The sequence below is a fragment of the Cupriavidus sp. SIMBA_020 genome (assembly GCF_046535395.1).
Taxonomy (GTDB): domain Bacteria; phylum Pseudomonadota; class Gammaproteobacteria; order Burkholderiales; family Burkholderiaceae; genus Cupriavidus; species Cupriavidus campinensis.
In genome coordinates this window covers 1-20,228 of sequence record NZ_JAWRWU010000018.1, presented here as the reverse complement: position 1 = coordinate 20,228, position 20,228 = coordinate 1, and the positions used below count along the sequence as shown (strand labels likewise).

Below are 20,228 nucleotides of genomic sequence, written 5' to 3'. Positions count from 1 at the left end.
CTAGTCCACCGGCTCTAGCCGGCGGTACTGGTTGTAATGCCGGATCGCGCGGCGCGGGTCGCCGAGGGCTTCGTGCAGCCGCGCGGCGTTGTAGTGCGCATCGGCGAAATCGGGGGCCATTTCGATGCACGCGTGGTAGCTCTCCAGCGCCTCGCGCGGCGCGCCGGCGTCTTCCAGCGCCACGCCGAGGTTGAAGTGCAGCAGCGGCTGCGCGGGCAATGCCGCCAGCGCGGCCCGGTAGCTGGCCACGGCGTCGGCATGGCGGCCCTGCTCGCTCAGCAGGCAGCCCAGGTTCAGCCAGGCATCGAGGTAATCCGGCGCCGCTGCCACGGCCTGCCGATAGGCCGCTTCCGCGCCGGTGGCGTCGTCATGCTGCTCGCTGGCCACGCCGCGTTCGAACCAGCCAGTGGGATCGGTGTCGCCCGTGAGTGAAGACGGTGCCCGCGCGCGTCGCAGATCGACGATATTGCCCGATGGCTGCGGCAGTCTGCCGGCCGCGTCCAGGTCCAGCACGAACTGGCCCGTGTCCACATGCCAGCGGCCCTGGCGGTCTTGCACGGTCACGTCGCCGCCCACGGCGGACAGCCGCAGGCCGGTGGGCGGGCGCCCCTCGCCCAGCCCTTGCAGCCGTTTCAGGGAGCGGGTGATGTGGCGCGTGGGAATGCGCGAATCGCGCAGCGACTGGGCCGTGCGCAGCAGCACCACGTCCTGGAACGTGAACCGGTAGGCCTGGCGTGCGCCGCGCCGGGGCGCGATGACGCCGGCGGCGATCAGCGCCGTCACCACGGTGCGCGAGATGCCCAGCACGCCCTGGACATCGCGCATGGAGTAGTCATCCATCAATACGCATCCATCGTGGCTTCCATGGCGGCTTCCCTCATGGCGCTAGCCCTGCTTGCGGGCGCGTTTTGGCTCGGCAGCGGTCTTGGCCGGCGCGGCGGCACGGCGGGCGGTCTTGCGCGGCGCGGTCTCTGCAACCGGCGCGGCGGCCTTCCCCGCACTCTTGGCAGCCGCCGGCTGGCGCTTGTTCGCGCCGATGCTCTTGCGCAGGGCTTCCATCAGGTCGATGACCTCGCCGCCGGACGGCGCCGGGGCCTCGACCGCCACGGTGATCTTCTTGCCGGCGATCTTCTTGTCGATCTGGTCAAGGATGCGCTGCTTCTCCTCGTCGGTATAGGCCGAGGCGTCGTAGCCTTTCACCGAGTTTTGTTCGATCAACTGCTGCGCCAGCGCCAGCTCGGCGGGCTGCACATCGGTTTCCTCGACGTGCAGGTCGGCCATGTCACGCACCTCGTCGGCATAGAGCAGTTGCTGGAGGATCAGGCCATCGTCGCCCACGCGGATCTGCACCATGTACTGCTTGCCCTTCCACGACCATTTGGCCAGCGCGCAGGTCCTGGTCTTGCGCATGGCCTCGGCCAGCAGGTTGTACGGCTTGGCGCCGCGCTTGTCCGGGCCCAGATAGTAGGGCTTGTCGTAGTAGATCGGGTCGATCGCGCCGGCGGGCATGAAGGAGACGATGTCGATGGTCTGCTGCGCGGCTTCCTCCAGCGCGCTGAGTTCCTCGGGCGTGAAGGTCACATAGCGGTCTTTCTCGAACTCGTAGCCCTTGACCATGTCGGCGCGTTCCACCACCACGTCTTCCTTCAGGCAGATGTACTGCTGGCGCAGGCGCGATCCGCAGCCCTTGTGCAGCAGGTTGAAGCTGATGCCGGACTTGCTCTCGGTGGCCGAGAACACTTTTACGGGAATCGACACCAGCCCGAAGCTGATGGATAGCGAGGCGATGGAACGTGCGGCCATGGCGCAGCCCTCCTGAAGACTCCTGTGGTTCCGTCGAGTCTAGTCAACGCGGGGCCCTGCCCGCCAGCGGGCGCACGCCGCGAGTTTGTGACGGGTCACCTCCTACAACGTAAATGTAGGCGATGATGCACATTTTTCACGCCTCCGCCACACGGCGCACGCGATGCTGGCGCCGGTACGCGCCCGGTGCGATGCCGAAATGCTGGGCGAACACGCGGCCGAACGCAGCCTGCGAGGCGTAGCCGCACTGCTCGCCCACGGCAGCGGCGGAAAGCCCATCCTGCCGCAGCAGCCGGGCGGCGCGCTCCATGCGCAACGTGGTCACCAGTTCCAGCGGCGTCATGCCGCCCAGTTGGGCAAAGCGCCGCGCCAGCGTGGCGCGCGAGACGTTGCACAGCGCGGCCAGGCTATCGACGGTCCATGGCTGCTCCGGCGCCCGCACCACCGCCTCCACCACGCGCGTCATGCGGGCATCCGCCATCAGCGCGATCAACCCGCGCGACACCCCGCCCCGCTGGATCAAGGCCCGCAGCAGCACCGTGAACAGCGCCGTGGACAGGTCCGCCACAATCGCCGCCCCGCCCGGCCGTGGCCGGTCCGCCTCGGCATGCATCATGCCGATCAGGCCACGCAACCAGCTTGCATCCCCGTGCCGGTTGGCATCGTCGGTGCCGATGCACAGCACCTCCGGCAGCGTGCGCAGCAGCACATCGGCCGAACTGCCCAGCACGAAGGTGCCGCACAGGATGTCCAGTGGTGCGGCGGCGCCGGGCACGGTGACTTCGGTGACCACCCCGTTGAAATGGCGCGACGGCGCCACGGTGCGCGAGCCGGCCTGCAGGCCCATCAGCGTGTGGGCGGCACCGTGCGGGAACAGCAGCACATCACCGGCGGTGGCGCGCAGGCGCGCATCGCCCACAGTGATCTCGATCTGGCCTTCCAGGATCACGTGATACGGCACGTGCCCCGGCGCGGCCTGGGCGTTGAAGTCGGACCAGACCCCCGCCACGCGGCAACGCAGGTCCACGGTGCCCGACGGGGCCAGGAGGCGTATGAGTTCGCTAAGACTGTCCATTGAGACGATTGAGCAAAAAGTTGAGTGAATTCTAGTCCATTCGGATCGCCGGCACTCCTACTATGGAGTCCAAGGAAGCGCCACGCAGCACGGTGCCTCCGCAGCAAAGGAACCCCGATCTCTCAACTATCGAACCAGCAAGGAACTTCAATCATGACCACCCGTCTCCATACCGCCCCCGTCCAGCAAGCCACCGGCCAGGCCGCCGAACTGTTCGGCACGATCCGCAAGAGCCTCGGCAAGGTGCCGAATATGTACGCCACCATCGGCAGCAACGCGCCGGCCGTGTTGGCGCAGACGCTGCATGCCGGCGAAGTCGTGAAGGGAAGTTCACTCTCTGCGCGTGAACTGGAAGCGATCAACCTGTCCGTGAGCGAGCACAGTGGTTGTGACTATTGTGTGGCTGCCCATACGATGATTGCCAAGCTGGCCGGCTATACCGCCGAGGAAACGCGCCAGCTGCGCCAGGGCAGCTATCCGCAGGACGCCCGGACCGACGCGCTGGTGCAATTTGCCCTCGAACTGGTGCGCACGCGCGGCACGCTGCCGGCCGCGAGCGTGGAGGCGGTGCGGGCCGCCGGCTTCAACGACACGCAGATCGTGGAGGCGGTGCACGCGGTAGGTGCCATCCTGTTCACCAATATGATCAACCGCGTGAACGACACCACGCTGGACTTCCCGGCCGTGTAAGGAACCGGGCCGATGATGGGCGGTGCGTGGTCAGCCAGTCAGCGCCACGCGCTGCCCATCTGGATATAGAAGGCGTTCTGGTCACGGCTGTGGGCGATGTCGATTCCCATCGAAATACCGAGCTTGCGCGCGATGACATAGCGGAAGCCGGTGCCCACGCTGACCACGGTGCTGGCGTCCGCGAAATCATTCCAGCGCCCGTACGCCTTGCCCACCCCGCTGAAGGCGAGTACGGACCAGCGCGGCGTCACGTCCCAGCGCAACTCCACTTCCGAGACGACGGCGTTGCGATCCTGGTAGCGGCCCACCTGCACGCCGCGCAGATCGACATAGGGTTGTGCATAGAACGGCACATCGCCGGTCGAGAACCTGGTGTCGGCGCGCAGCCCCAGGATCAGCGTGCGCGCGATGGGCAGCCAGGTGAAACCGCGCGCGTTATACATATTGAAGTCCTGCGAACTGCCGAGTGCCCCGCGTGCGAACTGGGCCTCGAATTCGGCATAAATACCGCGACCCGGAAAGAAAATATTGTCGCGGGAGTCATAATCGACTACGAGTGCACCCTTTCCGATGCGCTGTTCGCTGGTCACTCCCCCCACTTCCGGGGCGCTGCCGCCGAATTTGAATGTGGCCGTGGAATCGAAATAGGTATAACGCGGCCCGACATACCAGCGCGAATCGGCCACACGGAACAGCACTTGCTGCACCAGGAACACGCCGTCGAGCGAATAGTGGCGCGGCTGGTTCGACAGCCCGAAATACTCGAGATTTGCGCTCACCTTGGCAATCGCACCCAGATAGCGGATGCGGTCGCCCTGCCAGGTATGGAAATGCGCGAGCCCGGCTGCCCAGGTGCCATTTTCGGTATAGGCGCCGCCAATGCCGGTGATATTGGGCGGCGCGGGGCCTTCACCGCTGGCGTGGGACTCGGCGGCGCGGTCCGCCAGCGATTGCGAGAAGAACAGCAGCCCAAGCCCCAGGCCATAGCCGACCGCCGGCTCCGTGATGATGGTCGGCACGGGCAGCGCGCCCTTGTGGTGGAGCAGGAAATCGCTCATGTCGAGCATGCCGTCCTCGGGATCGAAGAACGACAGCGGCGGCTTTTCCGTCTTTCCCGGCGCGGCGGCTGGCGGCTGCGCCTGCGAAGGGACCAGCGCGTCCGGTACGGGCTGGGCCAGAACGCCCGATGCGGCAGCCGCACTGAGGCCCGCGATCAGGGCCCGGGCGAATGGATGCATGGTGGCTCTCATCGATGAGCTGGCGTGCGCGATGGGGCGACGCTCTGCGGCGAATGTAACGTAGCCTGCGCCCCCGTGACCGGATTGCCGATATGAACGTTCTTGCGGGCGTGTTTAGTTTTCTTTTTCGCGCGGCCCGGGCCAGTGTCGATGCCGTACCTTGCAACTTACCCGCTCGGGTCATCCGGTTTAACTCGACAGAAAATCAGTCCACCCGGATGGGTGATTATCTAGGGGATTATTCCCGGTGCTAATTTAGATACCAGCGGTATTTAAATCAAATCACAATAAAATTGAATTCACATTTTTTGCAAGATTTGCCAGACTAAGTCGGAACATGGCATGCGGCACATGTTCCGGCGCGCACGGCGTATGCGCGCACGCAACCGAAGGCAACGAACAGACGGCTATTTCCGCCGCGCTTACGCGCCGGCGAGTCATCGCGCGACTTGATCGATTGGATGCAAAGGGGGTAAGCGCAGTGAACCACTACACCAAAGACAACTTCCAGCTCACACAGAGCATCGGCTTTCATCTCAACAAGGCCCGCAACAGCCTGCTGCTGGAGATGGATTCGGCCTTGCGCCCGCTGGACATCAACGGCCAGCAGATGGGCATCCTGCTGTCGCTGAACCGCGGCATGGCGACCACGCCGTTCGAGATCAGCAAGCTGCTGGGCATCGACAGCGGGCTGATGACGCGCATGCTCGACAAGCTGGAGGAAAAGCGGCTGCTGGAGCGCAGCCGCAGCATCGACGACCGGCGCGTCGTCAACCTGATCCTGACCGAGAAAGGCAAGGCGGTTGCCACGCAGATTCCCGATATCGCGCCGGAGGTGCTGAACCACCACCTGAAGGGCTTCAGCGAGGAAGAATTCGAGGAATTCCGCCGGCTGCTCCAGAAGTTCGTTACCGGCAACTGACCGGAGCCGTTTCCCCCCTGCCGCCGCTAGGCGGCGGGGCGGGACAGGCTGTCCACGGCGCGCCACGCCGTATCGACCGCCCCCGTCACCGATGCACTGCCGGCGCTGTCCGCGCCAGCAATCCGCACATTGCCCACCCCACGCCCGGCCTGCTCCAGCGCGGCCTGCAGGGTGGCGTCGTCCGGCGCCAGTCCGCCAGGCATATAGCTGTAGCCATGCGCCCAGCGGTTCAGCGTGATCGCACGCACCTGTTTCGATGAGGCAAAGCCGCCCGGGGCCAGCATGCGGTCCAGTTGGGCGCGGATTTCGCGTTCGAGGGCGTCGAAGGGCGTGCCGAGCAGGAAGGCCCGGCCGGCGCGGAAGCGCTCGCGCGCGCTCATGCCGCTGTCCGGCACGGTGGGCACGTAGAGCATGTGGAGGACCACCGGGTTGGCGGGATCGACAGCAGCGCCAGCCGGCGCCTCCAGCCACAGGTCCGAATACGGCATGGTTGGCGCGTGGACGCGCCACGCCTTGAGGGTCTCGAAGGCGCGCCAGTCGTCCAGCGCCACCTTCGTATACACCACCGGCGCCTTCACGCACGCGCGCAGCGTGGCCTTGGCCGGCGCCGGCAGCGTCGGCAGGATGAACGGCACCATCATGTTGTAGCCGGCCACCACCACGTGCTGCGCCTCCACGCGTTGCAGGTTGCCCTGCCAGCCATAGGTCACGCGCGTGATGCGCACATCGGGTTCGATGGCCACCGCCGTGCTGTTCAGGCGCACGCGCACCGGGCTGCCGTCGCGGTCCAGCCGGGCATAGTCGAAGCGGGCATCGGCCAGCCCCGCACCGCCGCGCGGCGCCGTGGACACGCCCGGCACCAGGGCCTGGATCAGCGCCCGGGCCAGCGTGGCGTTGCCATCGGCAAACCAGAGCCGCGAGGCCGGCGACTTGCCGAGGCGCGGATCGAGCACCCGCGCAGGCATGCCCGCGCCCGCCGGCAGGCCGATGGCGATGGCCTGCGCCACCGAGATGCCATCCGCGTCGAGCGCATAGGCATCGTGGCTGCGGCTGCGCAGGAAACGCACGCCCGGCAGGCCCAGCCCCGCTTTCTCGCGCAGGAATACCGCGTAGCGCGTGCGCTGGATGTAGGCCGTGCGATCGGCCCCAATCATGTCGGCGAGATAGTCCACCCCGCCCTGCGCCAGCCGCAGCAGGGCCTGCCGGTCTGCCGGGGGCAGCGGCGCGGCATCGAGAAAATGGGCAATGGCGTCAGTGGGCGGCTGGCCGCCCGCGTTCCGGGCATCGATCCCGTCTGCGAACGGGTCGCCCGCGAGCCACTGGTCGCGGCCGAAGTGCTCGGCGTCGAAAAACACCGCGCGGCCCAGGCCCCGGCGCTGATAGGCGTCTCCCTGGCTCGGTGGCGGCGCGGTGCGGATGTCGATGCCCACCCCGGCCAGCATCGCACGCATGGCCGTACTGTCGGTGGCGGATGGCGGCATCTCGGCGCTGCCGCCGTAGCTCACCAGCGTCTTGCCGCGCACCGTGAATTCGTTGCGCTTGGCGTGGCCGCCGAAGTCGTCGTGGTTGTCGAGGATCAGGATGCGCCGGTCCGCGCCAAACTTCTGGCGATAGAACCACGCCGTGGCCAGCCCGCTGATGCCGCCGCCCACCACCACGAGGTCATACGATTCGCGCGCCAGCACGGTCGGGTACGTAGTGCCTTCGCGCGCCAGGCCGTGGGCCAGCGTGAACGTGCCGGCGTGGTTGCCGCGCAGCCCGGTCAGCGCAGGCGGGTAGCCGGCCGCTGCGGCCTGGGCCCGTGCCTGACCAACCAGCCCCGCCGGGGCAATACCGGCCGCAATGCTCAGCGCGGCGCCATTGAGGAAGTCTCTACGGGTGATCGTCATGGGCGTCAGCGCGATGGGGGCCGTACGGGTTCGGGCGTGGGCGTGCCGAGTTCGCGCCGGCGGGCGGCCACGGCGGCCTCCGTCACGGGCGCGGCGCGGTTGCCCCAGCTGCCGCGGATGAACGTGAGCAGGTTGGCCAGCTCCTGGTCTTCCATGGTCCAGCCATAGCCGGGCATGTGGTAATCGGTGGGCGCGGTGCCCACGCGCGCGGTCACGGCGCCCTCGAGCAGCAGGTTGATCAGCGACGCCGGGTCCGGATCGGCCACGGTCGGGTTGCCCGCCAGCGGCGGAAACACCCGCGCGAAGCCGCGTCCGTTGGCGTTGTGGCAAGGCATGCAGAACGTGGCGTACTGGCGCGCGCCGGCAGCGTCGAAACGGCCCTGCTCCAGCAGCGTGGTCACGGCGGGGTCGTAGCGGAATGGCTGGGTTTCGCCGCGCGTGCCCGGCAACGATTTTAGATAGGTGGCCACGGCGTCCAGATCGGCCGGCGCCATATGCTGCGTGGAGGCAGCGATTACCGTGGACATCGGCCCGAAGGAGGTGGCGTGGGCGTTGCGGCCGGTACGCAGGTACTCGGCCACATCCGCCTTCGACCACGCGCCGAGGCCGGTGATCTGGTCGCCGGTCAGGTTCGTGGCCGACCATCCTTCCACGGAGGCGCCCGCCAGGAAGTGCCGGCTGCGCTCGTCCAGCCCCTTCTCGCCATACAGCGGCCCGCGCGGCGTATGGCAGGCGCCGCAGTGCGCCACGGCCTGCACCACGTAGGCGCCCCGATTCCAGGCGGCGCCCCTGGCGGCGTCGGTGCGCACCGGGTCATCGCGCAAGTTCAGCCAGTTCCAGGGCACCAGCAGCCAGCGCATGCTGTACGGCCAGCGCATCTCGGCGCCCGGGTTGGACTGGCTGACCGGCTTGACCTCGGCGCGCAGGTAGGCGTAGAGCGCCGCCACGTCGTCACGCGTCATGCGCGCATAGGACGTGTACGGCATGGCCGGATAGAGACGCTTGCCGTCGCGCGCCACGCCACGGCGCACGGCGCGGTCGAAGTCATCGAGCGAATACTGGCCGAGGCCCGTGGCGGCGTCGGGCGTGATGTTGGTCGAATAGACCGTGCCGGCGCCGGTGCGCAGCGGCAGGCCGCCGGCCATGGGCGCCCCGCCCTCCCTGGTATGGCAGGCGGCGCAGTTGGCGATGCCCGCCAGGTAGCGGCCGCGCGCGATCTGCTCCGGGGACGGCGCGCTCGCCGGCGCCGCTGCCCGCGCGGGCAGCGCCGTCAGTACGGTCATCACGGTCAAGGCCGCAAGCACGGCGAGGGCGGCCGGCAACCACCTTCCGAAACATCGCATGGGGCGCATCCTGTAATCGGACTGCATGGGGACGGATTGGACCCAACATCTTGCGGCCTGAGCCCGAAACGGAACAGAATCAGCCGCATGACTTTTTACCGTATCAGATTTGCGCCGATTCCCAAAGCATGAAACGTTATGAAGCGTTGGCCGAGACACTGGCCGCCGACATCCGCAACGGCACGCTGCCGCCCGGCACGCGCCTGCCGTCCATCCGCAAGACGGTGGCCCAATATGGCGTGAGCCCGTCCACGGCCTTCCAGGCCTACTACCGGCTCGAAGAGCGCGGGCTGGTGCGGGCGCGCGAGCGGTCCGGCTATTACGTCGCGGGCGCCGCCACCCGCGTGCTGCCAGCGCCCCGGGCGCACGCGCCGCAGAAGGTGTCCACCGAGGTCGATGTGTCCCGGCTGGTCTTCTCCGTGCTGGATGGCGCGCGCGAGCGCGATCTGGTGCAGTTCGGCTCCGCCTTCCCCTCGCCCGAACTGTTCCCGTGGGAGCGGCTCGGCAAGGCGCTGGCGCGCGCCGGCCGCGAGCTCGATCCGTGGAACAGCGTGGACGACCTGCCGCCGGGCAACGCCGCGCTGCGGCAGCAGATCGGGCTGCGCTACCTCGGTACCGGCGCGCCGCAGCCGGTGGACGACATCATCGTCACCAACGGCGCGCTCGACGCCCTGAACCTGTGCCTGATGGCCGTGACCGAGCCGGGCGATGTGGTGGCCATCGAGTCGCCGGGGTTCTACGCCGCGCTCCAGGCGCTGGAGCGGCTCCGGCTCAAGGCGGTGGAAATTCCGGTCGACCCCGTGCATGGCCTCGATCTGGACGCACTGGAGGCGGCGCTCGGGCGCCATCGCATCAAGGCGTGCTGGTTCATGACCCAGTTCCAGAACCCGATGGGCGCCAGCATGGTCGAGGACCGCAAGCGCGCGCTGGTGGCCCTGCTCGCGCGCCACGGTGTGCCGCTGATCGAGGACGATGTCTATGGCGAGCTGTACTTCGGCAATCGCTGCCCGCTGCCGGCCAAGGCGTTCGACACCGAAGGGCTCGTGATGCACTGCAGTTCGTTCTCGAAGACGCTCGCGCCGGGCTTCCGCATCGGCTGGGTGGCGCCCGGGCGCTACGGCGAGGCCATCCGCCATCTGAAGCTGATGACCACGCTGTCCGCCGGCGTACCCACGCAACTGGCGCTGGCCGAATACCTGCGCCATGGCAGCTACGACAAGCACCTGCGCCGGCTGCGCCATGTGCTGGAAATGCAGCAGGGGCAGATGATCGCAGCCATTGGCCGGCATTTCCCCGACGATGTGCGCGTATCGCAGCCTGACGGCGGCTATTTCCTGTGGGTGGAGCTGGCCGAAGGCTTCGACGCACTGGCGCTGCATCAGGCCGCCCGGGCCGCGGGCATCGGCATCGCGCCGGGGCCGGTGTTCTCGGCGCGGCAGGGCTATCGCCATTGCATCCGGATCAACTACGGGCACGCCTGGAACGATACGGCCGAGGCCGCCGTGAAGACGCTGGGCACGCTGGCCAAAGCCCGCCGATAGCGGCAGAAGCCCGACGATTCAGGCGCGGCGGCGCCAGGCCCAGTACGCTTCCACCAGCCCGAAGCCGCCCTGCATGGCCAGCGCCAGCAGCGCTGCCGGCACTGCGCCGGCCAGCAGCAGCGTGGAATCGTTGAGCGCCAGGCCGGTGGCAATCCGTTCGCCGTAGCCGCCTGCCCCGACGAAGGCGGCGATGGTCGCCGTACCCACGCTGATGATGGTGGCCGTCTTCACGCCGGCCAGGATGATCGGCATCGCCAGCGGCAGTTCCACGTAGCGCAGCACCTGCGCGGGCCGGAAACCCAGCGCGCGCGCCGCATCGCGCATGCCCTGCGCGATTTGTTGCAATCCGGTACAGGTGTTTCTGACGATGGGCAGCAGCGCGTAGAGGAACAGCGCGACCATGGCCGGCCAGACGCCAATCTGGCCCAGCAGCGGAATCAGCATGGCCAGTAGCGCCAGCGACGGAATCGTCTGCAACACGCTCACCACGGCCAGCACCACCTGCCCGAGCCGGCGCCGCCGCGCCGCGATGATCCCGAGCGGCACGCCCAGCAGCGTGGCCGCGCCCACCGCGCCGCCCACCAGCGCCAGATGCCGCACGGTGAGGCGCCAGGTATCGGCGCTCCAGAGCACGCCGCCGAGGCCCTCGCGCCGGTCGCCCTTCTTTTCAGTCACCAACGCGGCCCCCGCCCCGCCCACGAACCGCCGCGCGATGGCCGCGAACGACTCGCCATCGATTTCTGCCGCCGCGTTCATGTCGATCATGTCCGTCACGCTGATCCGCCCGGCCAGCCCCTGCAGCGCCTGCCATGCGGCGGGATGCCGGCGCGGTACGTCGAGCCGGTAGACCACCACGGCGTCGTAGCGCGGAAAGACGTGGCGGTCGTCCTCCAGCACGCGCAGGTGAAATTTGCGGATCTTGGCGTCGGTGGAATAGATGTCGGTGGCGTCGATCTGCCCCTCGGCCATTGCCTCGTAGGCAATGCCATGGTCGATGCCGACCGGCCGCTGCGGCAGGCCATAGCGCTGCGCCAGCATCGGCCAGCCATCGGCCCGGCCCAGGAACTCGTGCGACAGGCCAAGCCGCAGCCGGGGCTGGCCGGCGAGGTCGGACAGCTTGCGCAGGTTCCCCGCGCGGGCGTCGGCGACGGCGATCGCATAGGTATTCTCGAAGCCCAGCGGGATGCCCGCGCCAAGGCCCATCGGCGCCAGCGCGGCGTTGATCTGGGCCAGCGTGGCGCCGGGCGGCAGCTTCAGGATCTCGCCGGCCAGCGTGCCGGTGTAGTCGGGATAGAGGTCGATGCTGCCCGCCTTGAGCGCCTCGAAGACGATGGCGGTGTTGCCCAGGCCGGGCAGGTGGCGCGCCGCGCTATTCGCGGCGGTGGCGGCGGTCTGGGTCAGGATTTGACCGAGGATGTACGACTCGGTGAAGCGCTTGGAGCCCACGCGCAGCGGCTCGGCCTGGGCCGGGCGGGCCCACAGCAGGGCCGCCATGAGCGCCATCCACGCCACGAGCAGCGGGAATACGGTGGGAAAACGCTGGGTCGAGGCAGGCAAGCCGGGGCTCCGCGTGGGGATGTCCCGACATCATAACGGCAGTGGATCAGGAAGTCGGGCCAGCCTGGCGGCCGGGTTGTGCGCCGGGTTGTGCGCCGGGTTAATCGCCGGATTGTGCGCCGGATTGGTTGCCGGATTGTGCGCCGGACGGCTGGCGCGCGACATGCACGGCCAGCCAGATGGTCGGCTGGGCCGCATCGGTCCAGGCCACCCGGTGGCGGCAATGGGCCGGCAGGTGCAGCCAGTCCCCCGCGCCCAGCGTGTGCGTGGCGCCGGCCTCGATCTCCACCGCGCCGCTGCCGCTGACCACGAGCACCCATTCGTCCTCGGGGCTGTCGTACCAGAAGCCCGGCGGGCTGGCCTGGCCGTTGGAGACGATCCGCTCGATCCGCACGTCGCCGGCACCCTGCCACTGCGTCAGCGCCGTAAACACCTCGCCCGGCGCATTCGCCGGCACGTCATGCAGCAGGTTGCCGTGGATCGGTGTCATTGGTGGTTTCCTCCGCCCTGGCCAGCCGGGTTATTCGGGGCCGCCCGGGGCGAGTACCTCGCGCGTGCCATTGCGGCCCATCGGCGAGACGAGCCCCGCCGCTTCCATCTGCTCGATCAGCCGCGCGGCCCGGTTGTAGCCGATACGCAGCTGGCGCTGCACGGCGGAGATCGACGCCCGCCGCGAATTCAGCACGAACGAGGCCGCTTCGTCGTACAGGGGGTCAGACTCGCCCTCGCCGCCGCTCTCGCCGAAGAGGTCGGTGGCGCCTTCCGGCGTATCGCCGGCCAGGATGGCTTCATCATAGTCAGGCTCGCCGAACTGCTTCCAGTGCTCCACCACCCGGTGCACCTCGTCGTCCGCCACGAACGCGCCATGCACGCGCTGCGGGTAGCCGGTGCCGGGCGGCAGGAACAGCATGTCGCCCTGCCCCAGCAGGCTTTCCGCGCCCATCTGGTCGAGGATGGTCCGCGAATCGATCTTCGACGACACCTGGAACGCCACGCGCGTCGGGATATTGGCCTTGATCAGGCCGGTAATGACATCCACGGACGGCCGCTGCGTGGCCAGGATCAGGTGGATGCCCGCCGCGCGTGCCTTCTGCGCCAGCCGGGCGATCAGTTCCTCGATCTTCTTGCCAGCCACCATCATCAGGTCGGCCAGTTCGTCGATCACCACCACGATCAGCGGCAGCGTGGACAGCGGCTCGGGCGCGTCCGGCGTCAGCGAGAACGGGTTGCGCACCTTCTCGCCGGCTGCCTCGGCCGCGCGGATTTTCTGGTTGTAGCCGGCCAGATTGCGCACGCCGAGCGCGGACATCAGCCGATAGCGCTTTTCCATCTCCCCCACGCACCAGTTCAGCGCGTGCGCGGCCTGCTTCATGTCCGTGACGACGGGCGCCAGCAAGTGCGGAATGCCCTCGTAGACCGACAGCTCGAGCATCTTGGGGTCGATCATGATCAGGCGCACGTCTTCCGGCGTGGCCTTGTACAGCATCGACAGGATCATCGCGTTGACCGCGACGGACTTGCCCGAACCGGTGGTGCCGGCCACCAGCAGGTGCGGCGCGCGAGCGAGATCGGTCACTACCGGGTTGCCGGTGATGTCCTTGCCCATCGCCAGTACCAGCCGCGAGGCATGCGACTGGAACGCCGCGCCAGCCACGATCTCGGACAGCCGGATCATCTGGCGCTTCGCGTTGGGCAACTCCAGCCCCATGCAGGTCTTGCCGGGAATGGTTTCCACCACACGGATCGACGTCACGCCGAGCGCGCGCGCAAGGTCCTTCATCAGCCCCACCACCTGCGCGCCGCGCACGCCCATGGCCGGGTCCACCTCGAAGCGCGTGATGACCGGCCCGGCGCTGGCGCCAACCACCGACACCGGCACCTTGAACTCGGCCAGACGCTGGGCGATCAGCTCGCCCGTTTCGCGCAGATGCGCTTCGGAGACTTCCTCGCCGCTCTCGACCGCTGATTCGAGCAGGCCGGCATCCGGGAGGCGGTAGTCCACGATGCGGGGCGGCGGCGGCGGGGTGACCGGGGCTGGGGTTGCTACGGGGGCGGCGGGCGCGGATGGGGCCACAGCCGGCGTCAGCGGCACGGTCCTGCCGACTACCGCAGGCAGCACGATGCGCGGCTTGGGCGCGGGCTGTACCAGCGTGTTGGCGTCGAACGCGGGGGTGTTTTCTTCGCCTGTGTCGTCGCTCGCGTCATCGTCCGATGCCTCGGCGGCGGCCGGTGACGGCGTGGGCGCCTCGATGACGAAATCGGCCGACGCCACGGCGTCTGCCACGGAGAACGTGGGCTCGGGATCGGGCTCGGGATCGGGCTCGGGTTCGGGCTCGGCGGCAACGATGGGCTCCGGCGCGGCTTCCGGCTCGGCAAGCACCTCCGCCACCGGTTCTTCAACCGCTTCAGGCTCGGCCACGGGCGTTTCCGCCACCGCCACCGGCGCAGCCTCCTGCCCTGCCCGGCCCGCCAGCGCGCGCAGTTCGGCCAGCAGATCCATGGCCTCCTGGCGGATCGCGGCCAGCGTCACCGGCGCGTCGGGTGTCGCGGGGACGGCGGCGGGCGCTGGCGCCGCCATCGTATCCACTGCATCCACCACAGCAAGATCGTCGATCCCGTTCACGATGGCTTCCGCGCGGGCCACGACTTTGGCCTCGATCGCCGTCGTCGCCGTCACGGCGGGCGGCTCCATGACGGCCACGTCGGACGTGGCGGCGGACACCGCCACCGTGGCCGCCTGTGCGGCTTCCGGCAACGTAGTGATGGCCGAGCGCAGGCCGAGTGCAGGATTGCGGAATGGGCTGCTCACCACGGTCGCGCGCGGCGCGACGGGCTTTTGTGGCGCAGGGGTGGGTGCGGGATTGGGCGTTGGGTTGGGCACCGGGGTGGGCACCGGGTTGGGCACAGCGGCCCGGGCCGGCTGCCGCGCCGGAGCCGGCTTCGCGGCTTGCGGTGGCACCACGGCCGCCGGTTTGGCGGGCGCCGCCTTCACGGCGCCGGGTGAATCGGCGTGATGCAGCCAGATCTCGCCCGGTTGCGGCGGCGACTGGCGCGTGCGCGGGGGCGGCTGCCATGCCGGCTGCTTGCGCGCGGAGACCGCCTCAATCTGCTTGGTGCGCGGCGGCGTGGGGCTCCAGCCGGCGGCGCTATGGGTGGGCAGGGACGTGGTTTCCCAACGGTCCAGCCCCTCGCGCCCTGCTGCCAGCGACGGCGACGCCGCCACGCCGGCAAACGCGCCGGCATCGGTGCGGGACTCGGGGCGTGCGGCGGGACGTGCCGGCTGACGCGGCGCATCGTCCTGCGCGCGCGGCTTGCGCAGCAGGAACAGGCTGCGCCAAGTCTCGCCAAAGACCATCGGCGCGGCCAGCCCCAGCACGGCCAGCATCATCAGCAGCGCGCCGGTCCAGCCCAGCAGGTTGGACGCCAGCCCAGCCAGCGCATGCCCCACGGCGCCGCCGGCGCCCTCGCCTTCGGCCGCCGTCAGGGACTCCAGCGTGGCGCTGGCGCCCAGCACCAGCAGCGTACCCAGCCACACCCGCAGCGAGCCACGACCAAACGGCCGGCGGTCGCCGGCAAGCGCGCGCGTTGCTGTGCGCCATGCCAGCGGCAACAGCCAGAAGGTCGACAATCCGAACCAGCCCAGACCCATGATGAATATGAAAACGTCAAAACTACGGGCAGCGATTGTAGCGGGTCTGAGCGCCCCGGATGGCGCCAATCCCGGCCAATTGCCAAAAATCAGAGGATTCTCTGACTCTGCATGACCAGCGACCGCGCGGGAGTACCATCGCCGCAACGCTCCTCTCTGCACCCCTCTCCGTGGCCGCTTCCCTGACCTCGCCGATTTCCGCGCTGCGCATTCTTCTGGTGGAGGACCACGCGTTCCAGCGCGCCGTGGCCGCCGACATGCTGCGCGCCCTCGGCGCAGTGCAGATCGTGGAAGCCGAAAATGGCACGGACGCGTTGGACCGGCTCACCGCGCAATCGTTCGACGTGGTGTTCTGCGACATTGCGATGCCCCAGCTCAACGGCCCGGGCCTGATGGCCGAACTGGCGCGGCGTGGGGACCGGGCCTTCGCGGCCACGGCGCCCGCCTGGGTCTGGATGACCGCGCAGGACGCCGACATCCTCGATTCGCACCAGCGGCTGGCCGAGGCGCTCGGCCTGCGCGCCGTGCACGCGTTGCGCAAGCCGCTGGAGCCGGCCGAGCTGGCCGGCATCCTGGCCGAGGCCGCGCACGGCGATGGCGCACGGCCGGACGCGGCAACGCCCGACGATGCCACCCTGCTCGCCGCCGTGCCCGATGGCTTCCACATCGTGCTCCAGCCGCAATTCGCCCTCGCCACGGGCCGGCTGGCGGGCGCCGAGGCGCTGTGCCGCTGGCGCCATCCCACGCTGGGCAACGTGCCGCCGGACCGCTTCATCGGCCGGCTGGAAATGCTCGACGCCGCCGATCCCATCCTCTTTCTGGCGATAAAGGCATGCCTGGCCATGCATCGGCGCCTGCGCGCGGCCGGGCTGGAGATCGTGTTGGGCGTCAACGCCTCCGCGCGTACGCTCTGCCGGCCGGAAACACTGCCAAAGCTGGACGCGATGGTGGCCGCCGCCGGCCTGCCCCGGCGGCAACTGGTGATCGAACTGACCGAGGAATGCCCCGTGCCGGACCCCGTGGCGCTGTCCGTGGCGCTGAACCAGTTGCGGCTGCTGGGCTATGGGGTGGCGATCGACGACTTCGGCGTGGGCATCGCCACGCTGAAATTACTCGCGGATCTGCCATTCACGCAGATCAAGCTGGATCGCTCGTTCGTCAGGCATGTGGAGGGCGACGACCAGCGCACGGCGATCTGCCGGCACGTGATTGCGCTGGCGCGCGACCTGGGGCGCGAATGCGTGGCGGAAGGCGTGGAAACGGTGTCGCAGCGCGCGGCGCTGGCGGCGCTTGGTTGCGACCTGGGCCAGGGCTACCTGTGGTCGGCCCCGCTGGCGCCGGACGATTTCCTCGCCGCGGCGCCGGCATGGGCCGGGCTTACGGCGCCGCCCGGAACGGATATTTCGCGAAAATCTGAGTGACCACGGCATCGATCGCCGGCTGGCTGTCCTGCGGATCGACGCGGCTCGCGTCACCCTGCGCCACGCCCTCCCAGACCAGCTGGTTCTTCCGGGCATCGACCAGATCGATATTGAGCGTGCCCTCGGTATACACGTAGGTATCGTTATAGAAGCCGTAGCCTGGCCACGGCCCGTACATGCCGCCCCGATAGGCGTAGTAGCCCATGTACCCGGGCGGTGGCAGCGGCGCCGGGTCGCTGACCACCTTCTGGCGCAGCCGCGCGTTGAAGTTGACAAGCAAATCCGGCGACTGCTGGGTATACCGATAGCCGCGCGCCGTCATTTCGCGCTGGACCGCCGCCTTCAGATACTGCGTGGTCAGGCTCTCGTAGCCCTGCCGGTCGGTGCCGGGCCGGGGTACGAAGCCAAAGGTGCGATAGGCGGAGAAGTCTGCCGACCGGTTGTAGTCGGTGCGGATCTCGGGGCCGGTGGCGCAGCCGGCCAGCGTGGCGAGTGCCACGACGCCGAGGGCACCACGGGCGCGGCTCAGGATCTGGATCGGAAGCGGGGTGCGCATGGTGTCAGTTCCACTTGCCATCGACGCCACCCACGCTGAGGCGCCCCGCGCCGAGCAGCGCCACGGCGATGGCGCTGGCCAGGAACATGCCCTGCAACTCCAGCTCCCAGCCGCCGTTCTTGTTGATCATATTGAGCTGCCCCGCATGCACCAGCGCCAGCGCGACGATCATGTTGATGGCTACGATCAACGCCGCCGGCCGCGTCCACAGCCCGATGATCAGCAGGATGGGCGCCACCACCTCGCCGATATAGACGCCGTAAGCCACAAAAGAAGGCAGTCCGGCCTGGGTCACCGTCTGGATGACGAAACCGGGCCCCGCCATCAGCTTGGCAATGCCATGGAGCAGGATCAACACGCCCAACACGATCCGGATGATGGCCTTGCCCAGGTCCTGCGAACCTTGCGTGCGACTCATTGCTGCGCCTCCTTGCCCTTGGTTTGGAAACGGGGTGCGGCCCCCGCCCTCCGGGGCGCCGCACAAGTACCTTAGTGTGTACTGGCGTGAAGGTAAAGCCGCAATGCGGACGAGCCGGGCGTCAGGACTGCGGCTTGTCCGACGGGGGCGAAAGGATGGTCGAGGACGGCGCCAATGGCGGGGGTGCCGCGAAAGGCGGCGCCGCGTGCATCGGCATGACGCCCGTCGTCATCATGCCCACCCGGCGCGCGGTCTCGGGCAATACCTCGGCCAGGAAATCGAGAAAGCGGCGCAGCGGCGGCGTCACGCCCTTGCGTGACGGAAACACCGCATGGAGGACGCCCATCGGCAAATCCCACTGGGGCAGCACCACTTCCATCTCACCGCGCGCGATCTCGTCCCGGCAGTACATCCCCGGCAGCATGGCCACGCCTACGCCGGCCAGCACGGCCTCGCGCAGCAGCGCGAATTCGTCGCAGACGAGCTTGGGGTCGTACTGGATATGGACCGATTCGCCGGCCTTGTCGAACAGTGTCCACATGAACTTGCCGTCATGGGGCCGCTGGCCGACGCCGGGCATGCCTTCCAGCGCCTGCGGGGTGCGCGGGCGGCCGATGCTGTCCAGCAGCGCCGGGCTGGCCACCATCCGCAATTCGCCCTTGCCGAAGGTGCGCACGGCGAGGCTGGAATCTTCGAGCACGTCGCGCACGCGCAGGGCCAGGTCGTAGCCCTCGCCAATCACGTCCACGCGCCGGTTGGTGGCCTCGATTTCCAGCTTGATGCCGGGGTTGGCGCGCATGAAGCCGCCGATCCACGGCGCGAGCAGGATCTGGGCGATGGCCACGGGGCAACTGATGCGCAGCGAGCCGCCCGGTTGCTCACGGGCATGTTCGATCACTTCGCGCGCGGCTTCGGCGGCCTGGAGCATGTCACGGCAACGCGCGTAGTACTGCTCGCCAAGTGGTGTTACGCGCACTTGACGCGTGGTCCGGCGCAGCAACTGGACGCCCAGGTCGCGTTCCAGCTGGGCAATGCGGCGCGAAAGCCGCGATTTCGGCACGCCGCTGGCGCGGCTCGCGGCCGAGAAACTGCCGTGCTGTACCACCTGGGCGAACAGCGACAGGTCATTGAGGTCTTGCATCCGGCTCTCCGATGGGGGGCGATGGGGGCGTTGAAGGAGGTAGGTCGTTGCGAAGGTAGAACAATTATTTGCATTTTGCCTCACTACCGGCACCAATGCCCAGCCGCTATCGTTCATTCCATCCAACCGAACCCTAGTGGAGAAAGACATGAACATCCTGCAGATCGATTCCAGCGTCCTTGGTGACAACTCCGTTTCGCGCTCGCTGACCGCCAGCGTGGTGGCCGACCTGGTTGCCAAGAACCCCGGCGCCAAGGTGACCGTGCGTGACCTGGACCAGGACGCCCCGGCCCACCTGACCGGCAACCTGCTGCCCGTGCTGGGCGGCCCGAAGGATGGCCTGAACGCCGTGCAGCAAGCCGAACTGGATCGCACCGAAGCCTGGCTGGCCGAACTGCTGGCTGCCGACGTCGTCGTGATTGGCGCACCGCAATACAACTTCGGCATCCCGAGCCAGCTCAAGGCCTGGATCGACCGCGTGGCACAAGCTGGCCGCACCTTCCGCTACACCGAAGCCGGCCCGGAAGGCCTGCTCAAGGGCAAGCGCGCCATCGTGGTGTCGTCCCGCGGCGGTGTCCGCCAGAACGCCGACGCACTGGATCTGCATGAGATCACCGTCGATACGGTCCTGCGCTTCCTGGGCATCTCCGATATCTCGATCGTGCGTGCCCACGGCCTGGCCATGGGCCCGGACAGCCGCGAAGCCGGCCTCGCCGCCGCCCGCACGGCCATCGCCGCGCTGAACGACGCCACCCGCGCCGCAGCCTGATCCGCTGACGGGTCCGCTGACGGGTCCGCTGACGGGACCGCTGACGGGACCGCTCGCTGACTGATCCGCTTTCTGCTCCTCCGTGGTAACGGTGCCGCCTCCCTTGGCACCGGTTTTTCCTAAGGCTGCGCCCTCCCGGGCGTGAACTGCACCCCAAAAGTTGGACACCCGTTCAACCTTTGGGGTGTTTTTCATGGCGAAGTACAACGAGGCGTT

General features: G+C 68.5%; 17 protein-coding genes. 5 read left to right on the top strand and 12 right to left on the bottom strand.

Annotation, left to right across the window (positions count from 1 at the left end):
- From SB751_RS25370 to SB751_RS25360, 3 genes are all read right to left on the bottom strand, one after another.
- Positions 1-840: a tetratricopeptide repeat protein gene (locus SB751_RS25370; protein ID WP_144195175.1), complete on the bottom strand. Its 840-nt coding sequence runs from the start codon at positions 838-840 to the stop codon at positions 1-3.
- 45 nt (positions 841-885) lie between these two features.
- Positions 886-1,803 carry a Ku protein gene (locus tag SB751_RS25365; RefSeq protein WP_410748679.1) on the bottom strand — a complete coding sequence of 306 codons (918 nt, stop codon included), beginning with the start codon at positions 1,801-1,803 and terminating at the stop codon, positions 886-888.
- Between the two features lie 136 nt (positions 1,804-1,939).
- On the bottom strand, positions 1,940-2,878 hold the full coding sequence (locus tag SB751_RS25360) for a helix-turn-helix transcriptional regulator (protein ID WP_144195171.1): 939 nt from the start codon (positions 2,876-2,878) through the stop codon (positions 1,940-1,942).
- A 153-nt stretch (positions 2,879-3,031) separates the two neighbouring features.
- Between SB751_RS25360 and SB751_RS25355 the strand changes: the two genes are divergently transcribed.
- Positions 3,032-3,568 carry a carboxymuconolactone decarboxylase family protein gene (locus tag SB751_RS25355; protein ID WP_211943059.1) on the top strand — a complete coding sequence of 179 codons (537 nt, stop codon included), beginning with the start codon at positions 3,032-3,034 and terminating at the stop codon, positions 3,566-3,568.
- 38 nt (positions 3,569-3,606) lie between these two features.
- On the opposite strand, the gene SB751_RS25350 is transcribed toward SB751_RS25355, so the two are convergent.
- A complete protein-coding gene (locus SB751_RS25350; RefSeq protein WP_211943060.1) occupies positions 3,607-4,806 on the bottom strand; it encodes a BamA/TamA family outer membrane protein in 1,200 nt (399 codons plus the stop codon).
- Between the two features lie 481 nt (positions 4,807-5,287).
- Here SB751_RS25350 and SB751_RS25345 point away from each other — a divergent pair, with 481 nt between their 5' ends.
- A complete protein-coding gene (locus SB751_RS25345; protein WP_092297785.1) occupies positions 5,288-5,728 on the top strand; it encodes a MarR family winged helix-turn-helix transcriptional regulator in 441 nt (146 codons plus the stop codon).
- 26 nt (positions 5,729-5,754) lie between these two features.
- Here SB751_RS25345 and SB751_RS25340 read toward each other — a convergent pair whose 3' ends face one another.
- Positions 5,755-7,617, bottom strand: coding sequence for an NAD(P)-binding protein (locus tag SB751_RS25340; protein ID WP_144195165.1), 1,863 nt, complete (start codon positions 7,615-7,617; stop codon positions 5,755-5,757).
- A gap of 5 nt (positions 7,618-7,622) precedes the next feature.
- The gene (locus tag SB751_RS25335) at positions 7,623-8,900 is read right to left on the bottom strand and encodes a cytochrome c (protein ID WP_144196218.1); all 1,278 of its coding nucleotides are present in this window, start codon (positions 8,898-8,900) and stop codon (positions 7,623-7,625) included.
- 188 nt (positions 8,901-9,088) lie between these two features.
- On the opposite strand from SB751_RS25335, the gene SB751_RS25330 reads away from it, so the two are divergent.
- Positions 9,089-10,501, top strand: a complete 1,413-nt coding sequence (locus SB751_RS25330) for a PLP-dependent aminotransferase family protein (RefSeq protein ID WP_410748678.1) — start codon at positions 9,089-9,091, stop codon at positions 10,499-10,501.
- Positions 10,502-10,519: 18 nt separating this feature from the next.
- On the opposite strand, the gene SB751_RS25325 is transcribed toward SB751_RS25330, so the two are convergent.
- The 3 genes from SB751_RS25325 to SB751_RS25315 form a co-directional block, all read right to left on the bottom strand.
- Positions 10,520-12,004 (bottom strand): glycine betaine ABC transporter substrate-binding protein, encoded by a 1,485-nt coding sequence (locus SB751_RS25325; RefSeq protein WP_144196216.1) that lies wholly within the window; start codon positions 12,002-12,004, stop codon positions 10,520-10,522.
- 154 nt (positions 12,005-12,158) lie between these two features.
- Positions 12,159-12,548, bottom strand: a complete 390-nt coding sequence (locus SB751_RS25320) for a cupin domain-containing protein (RefSeq protein ID WP_211943062.1) — start codon at positions 12,546-12,548, stop codon at positions 12,159-12,161.
- 30 nt (positions 12,549-12,578) lie between these two features.
- The gene (locus tag SB751_RS25315) at positions 12,579-15,707 is read right to left on the bottom strand and encodes a DNA translocase FtsK 4TM domain-containing protein (RefSeq protein ID WP_410748677.1); all 3,129 of its coding nucleotides are present in this window, start codon (positions 15,705-15,707) and stop codon (positions 12,579-12,581) included.
- 170 nt (positions 15,708-15,877) lie between these two features.
- On the opposite strand from SB751_RS25315, the gene SB751_RS25310 reads away from it, so the two are divergent.
- Positions 15,878-17,128: an EAL domain-containing protein gene (locus tag SB751_RS25310; protein WP_410748676.1), complete on the top strand. Its 1,251-nt coding sequence runs from the start codon at positions 15,878-15,880 to the stop codon at positions 17,126-17,128.
- Here the strand turns inward: SB751_RS25310 and SB751_RS25305 are convergent.
- From SB751_RS25305 to SB751_RS25295, 3 genes are all read right to left on the bottom strand, one after another.
- Positions 17,085-17,684, bottom strand: coding sequence for a DUF4136 domain-containing protein (locus SB751_RS25305; RefSeq protein WP_250025310.1), 600 nt, complete (start codon positions 17,682-17,684; stop codon positions 17,085-17,087). The two genes, SB751_RS25310 and SB751_RS25305, sit on opposite strands and share 44 nt — an antisense overlap.
- A 4-nt stretch (positions 17,685-17,688) precedes the next feature.
- Positions 17,689-18,102 (bottom strand): DoxX family protein, encoded by a 414-nt coding sequence (locus tag SB751_RS25300; RefSeq protein WP_144195153.1) that lies wholly within the window; start codon positions 18,100-18,102, stop codon positions 17,689-17,691.
- Positions 18,103-18,223: 121 nt separating this feature from the next.
- Positions 18,224-19,243: a LysR substrate-binding domain-containing protein gene (locus SB751_RS25295; protein WP_144195151.1), complete on the bottom strand. Its 1,020-nt coding sequence runs from the start codon at positions 19,241-19,243 to the stop codon at positions 18,224-18,226.
- Positions 19,244-19,391: 148 nt separating this feature from the next.
- Here SB751_RS25295 and SB751_RS25290 point away from each other — a divergent pair, with 148 nt between their 5' ends.
- Complete coding sequence (locus tag SB751_RS25290) at positions 19,392-20,012, top strand: FMN-dependent NADH-azoreductase (protein WP_144195149.1); 621 nt, start codon at positions 19,392-19,394, stop codon at positions 20,010-20,012.
- Positions 20,013-20,228 lie beyond the last annotated feature (216 nt).

Coding starts and splice junctions, on each gene's coding strand:
- SB751_RS25370 (WP_144195175.1), bottom strand. CDS start 840: ATGGATGACTACTCCATGCGCGATGTCCAGGGCGTGCTGGGCATCTCG.
- SB751_RS25365 (WP_410748679.1), bottom strand. CDS start 1,803: ATGGCCGCACGTTCCATCGCCTCGCTATCCATCAGCTTCGGGCTGGTG.
- SB751_RS25360 (WP_144195171.1), bottom strand. CDS start 2,878: ATGGACAGTCTTAGCGAACTCATACGCCTCCTGGCCCCGTCGGGCACC.
- SB751_RS25355 (WP_211943059.1), top strand. CDS start 3,032: ATGACCACCCGTCTCCATACCGCCCCCGTCCAGCAAGCCACCGGCCAG.
- SB751_RS25350 (WP_211943060.1), bottom strand. CDS start 4,806: ATGCATCCATTCGCCCGGGCCCTGATCGCGGGCCTCAGTGCGGCTGCC.
- SB751_RS25340 (WP_144195165.1), bottom strand. CDS start 7,617: ATGACGATCACCCGTAGAGACTTCCTCAATGGCGCCGCGCTGAGCATT.
- SB751_RS25335 (WP_144196218.1), bottom strand. CDS start 8,900: ATGACCGTACTGACGGCGCTGCCCGCGCGGGCAGCGGCGCCGGCGAGC.
- SB751_RS25330 (WP_410748678.1), top strand. CDS start 9,089: ATGAAACGTTATGAAGCGTTGGCCGAGACACTGGCCGCCGACATCCGC.
- SB751_RS25325 (WP_144196216.1), bottom strand. CDS start 12,004: ATGGCGCTCATGGCGGCCCTGCTGTGGGCCCGCCCGGCCCAGGCCGAG.
- SB751_RS25320 (WP_211943062.1), bottom strand. CDS start 12,548: ATGACACCGATCCACGGCAACCTGCTGCATGACGTGCCGGCGAATGCG.
- SB751_RS25315 (WP_410748677.1), bottom strand. CDS start 15,707: ATGGGTCTGGGCTGGTTCGGATTGTCGACCTTCTGGCTGTTGCCGCTG.
- SB751_RS25305 (WP_250025310.1), bottom strand. CDS start 17,684: ATGCGCACCCCGCTTCCGATCCAGATCCTGAGCCGCGCCCGTGGTGCC.
- SB751_RS25300 (WP_144195153.1), bottom strand. CDS start 18,102: ATGAGTCGCACGCAAGGTTCGCAGGACCTGGGCAAGGCCATCATCCGG.
- SB751_RS25295 (WP_144195151.1), bottom strand. CDS start 19,243: ATGCAAGACCTCAATGACCTGTCGCTGTTCGCCCAGGTGGTACAGCAC.
- SB751_RS25290 (WP_144195149.1), top strand. CDS start 19,392: ATGAACATCCTGCAGATCGATTCCAGCGTCCTTGGTGACAACTCCGTT.